The organism is Pediococcus damnosus (assembly GCF_001437255.1).
GTDB classification, from domain to species: Bacteria; Bacillota; Bacilli; order Lactobacillales; family Lactobacillaceae; genus Pediococcus; species Pediococcus damnosus.
Genome location: NZ_JQBD01000143.1, coordinates 1 through 2,867, shown reverse-complemented (window position 1 = coordinate 2,867; position 2,867 = coordinate 1). Strand labels below are relative to the sequence as shown.

At 37.8% G+C, this 2,867-nt stretch carries 1 protein-coding gene; it reads left to right on the top strand.

Annotation, left to right across the window (positions count from 1 at the left end):
• Positions 1-253: 253 nt before the first annotated feature.
• Positions 254-2,867, top strand: a 2,614-nt coding sequence (locus tag IV84_RS10260) for a hypothetical protein (RefSeq protein ID WP_155515922.1), incomplete at its 3' end; no start/stop codon positions are given.

Below are 2,867 nucleotides of genomic sequence, written 5' to 3'. Positions count from 1 at the left end.
TCTCCACCAATACGATTTGACAGAGACCCAGAATTTATAAGATGTTCTAGAATAAAAAAATGGCTGGCTTTCTTTATGAAAGCCAGCCATTTTGTACTTAAAATAATTAAATATCATTTGAAAGTTGTTAATCAGATGTAGTTACTTACAAATAAATTATCTTTTATATGTATATATTTGTTGACGGTTATCAGTTTAAGCTTTTATAATCATTTATAATAACCATAAAATAAATATTATAAAGGGGATCCTAATGAAGAAAAAAGTATATAAAAAGCAAAGTAGTAAAATTCGGCGATTGATTGTAATGTCTTGTACTATTCCGCTTCTCTCAACGTCAATTCTACCCATGGTAAATATTTCTGCACAAAATGTTGAAAGCTCGCAAAAGACGAGCAAAAAAAATCAGGATGTTAAGGACGCTGAACAGCTACCTGATTTATCTAAAAAGGTAGAAAATATGGCTGTAGAATCAGACGACGAAAGTTCAAAAAAAGTTGATAGTAATTCTAAAGATAAAGAACAAACAGAATTAAAAAATGATAACAACTCTAAAGACGAAGAACAAGTAGAAAACTCTAAAAATAAGATAGCATCGGAAAAGGTCGAAGAAAAAGTGAAGGATAAGAAAGATGCAAGAGCGTCGGCGTCAGTTACCATATCTCCTTCAGAAGTGAATGAATGGGATAGCTACAGTCCAGGTGGTCTGGAAACTGCATTACTTATTTTGCCTGTTTCAATCGACGCCTCAGCCAACACGAGAGTGACGTATGGACTGTATTTTAAACCAGATTCTGGCCCAGAACATTCTGTATCACATGGAATGGTTACTACAAATTCTGTTGGGCAAGCAACTTGGGAAGCGGGAGCATGGAGTGAAAAGGAGTCTGGGAATTACATTATTCGCTTTTCTTCAGGGATGTCGGGTTCAACATCAGCTAGATATACCTACAATAAGGCAGAAATTCCAACGGTGGCAAGTCACACAATTTCAGCTGGAGTATCGGTAACTTTTACAGCTGAAAATATTAATGCCGATCACGTAGCTGAGTATCAGTGGCAAAAACGGGAAAGAGGTCAGTGGGCAGATATTGAGGGAGCAACAAATAGAACTTATAGAACTGATGGAACTGATGCTGTTGGAACAACAGAGTATCGAGTTACAGTAAAATATGGTACAGATAATGTATTGACAAAGACTTCTAATGCAGCGACACTTACGGTTACTGGCATAACACCTACTATTGCAGATCAAAGCGTTCTTGAAGGCCAGAAGGCCACATTTAAAGTTGAGGAACCCGTTAGTGGTGTTCATTACCAGTGGTTAAAGAAAGATGGTGATTCTTTTGAACCCATTAGTGGTGCGACAAGTTCAACTTACACAACTAATGGTGATGAAGCTGATGGTACTCAATACAAAGTAAAAGCAACAAGTGGAAGTTTAGTTGATGAATCAAATGTGGCAACTTTGACTGTTGCTGAGTTAATGAATCCTGAAATTGAAAATCAAGAGGTTTTAGAAGGCCAAAAGGTAACATTCACATCTGAGGCTGTTGCCGGTGTGAATTATCAATGGCAACAATGGATTGATGATGAATGGAAAAATATCGATGGGGCTACTAATCATGAATACGAAACTAAAGGTACAGAAGCAGATCAAAGCAAGTTTCGTGTGAGAGTAAATAATGGTTATATTAATAAGTATTCAGATGAGGCAGTGCTGACGGTTACAGAGTTAGTCAAGCCTGAAGTTGCTGATGAAACAGTTTTAGAAGGCCAAAAGGCAACATTTACAACTGAAGCTGTTTCGGGTGTAAGCTACCAATGGCAACAACTAATTGATGGTGACTGGGAAAATATCGCTGGCGCCACTAACCATGAATACGAAACTAAAGGTACAGAAGCAGATCAAAGTAAATTTCGTGTGAGAGCAAATAATGGGCATATTAATAAGTATTCCAATGAAGCAGTGTTGACAGTTACGGAATTAGTTAAGCCAACAGTTGCTGACAAAACAGTTTTAGAAGGTGAAAAGGCAACCTTCGCAACTGAAACTGTTTCCGGTGTGAGTTACCAATGGCAACAAAAGGTTGATGGCGACTGGGAGAATATTGACGGGGCTGATAAAAACGAGTACGAGACTAAAGGTACTGAAGCCGATCAAAGCGAGTTCCGGGTAAAAGCTAATAATGGTCATATCGATAAATATTCAGATGCGGCCGTGTTGACGGTTACCGAATTAGCTAAACCTGAAGTTGCTGATAAAACGGCTTTAGAAGGCCAAAAGGCAACCTTCACAACTGAAGCAGTTTCTGGTGTAAGTTACCAATGGCAACAACTAATTGATGGTGATTGGGAAAATATTGATGGTGCTACTAAACATGAATACGAAACTAAAGGTACAGAATCCGATCAAAGTAAGTTTCGTGTGAGAGCAAATAATGGTCATATTAATAAGTATTCCAATGAGGCAGTGCTGACGGTTACAGAGTTAGTCAAGCCAACAGTTGATAATGAAACAGTTTTAGAAGGGCAAAAGGCAATTTTCACAACTAAAGCAGTTTCTGGTGTAAGTTACCAATGGCAACAACTAATTGATGGCGATTGGGAAAATATTGACGATGCTGATAAAAATGAGTACGAAACCAAAGGTACAGAAGCCGATCAAAGTGAGTTCCGTGTAATCGCAGATAATGGTCATGTAACTAAGACATCAAATGCTGCAAGCCTTACAGTTAAAGAACTAGCAAAACCATCAGTTGCAGATGAAACAGTTTTAGAAGGTCAAAAAGCAACTTTTAGTACGGAAAAAGATGCAGATGTAAAGAGTTATCATTGGCAACAAAAGATTGATGGTGATTGGAAGG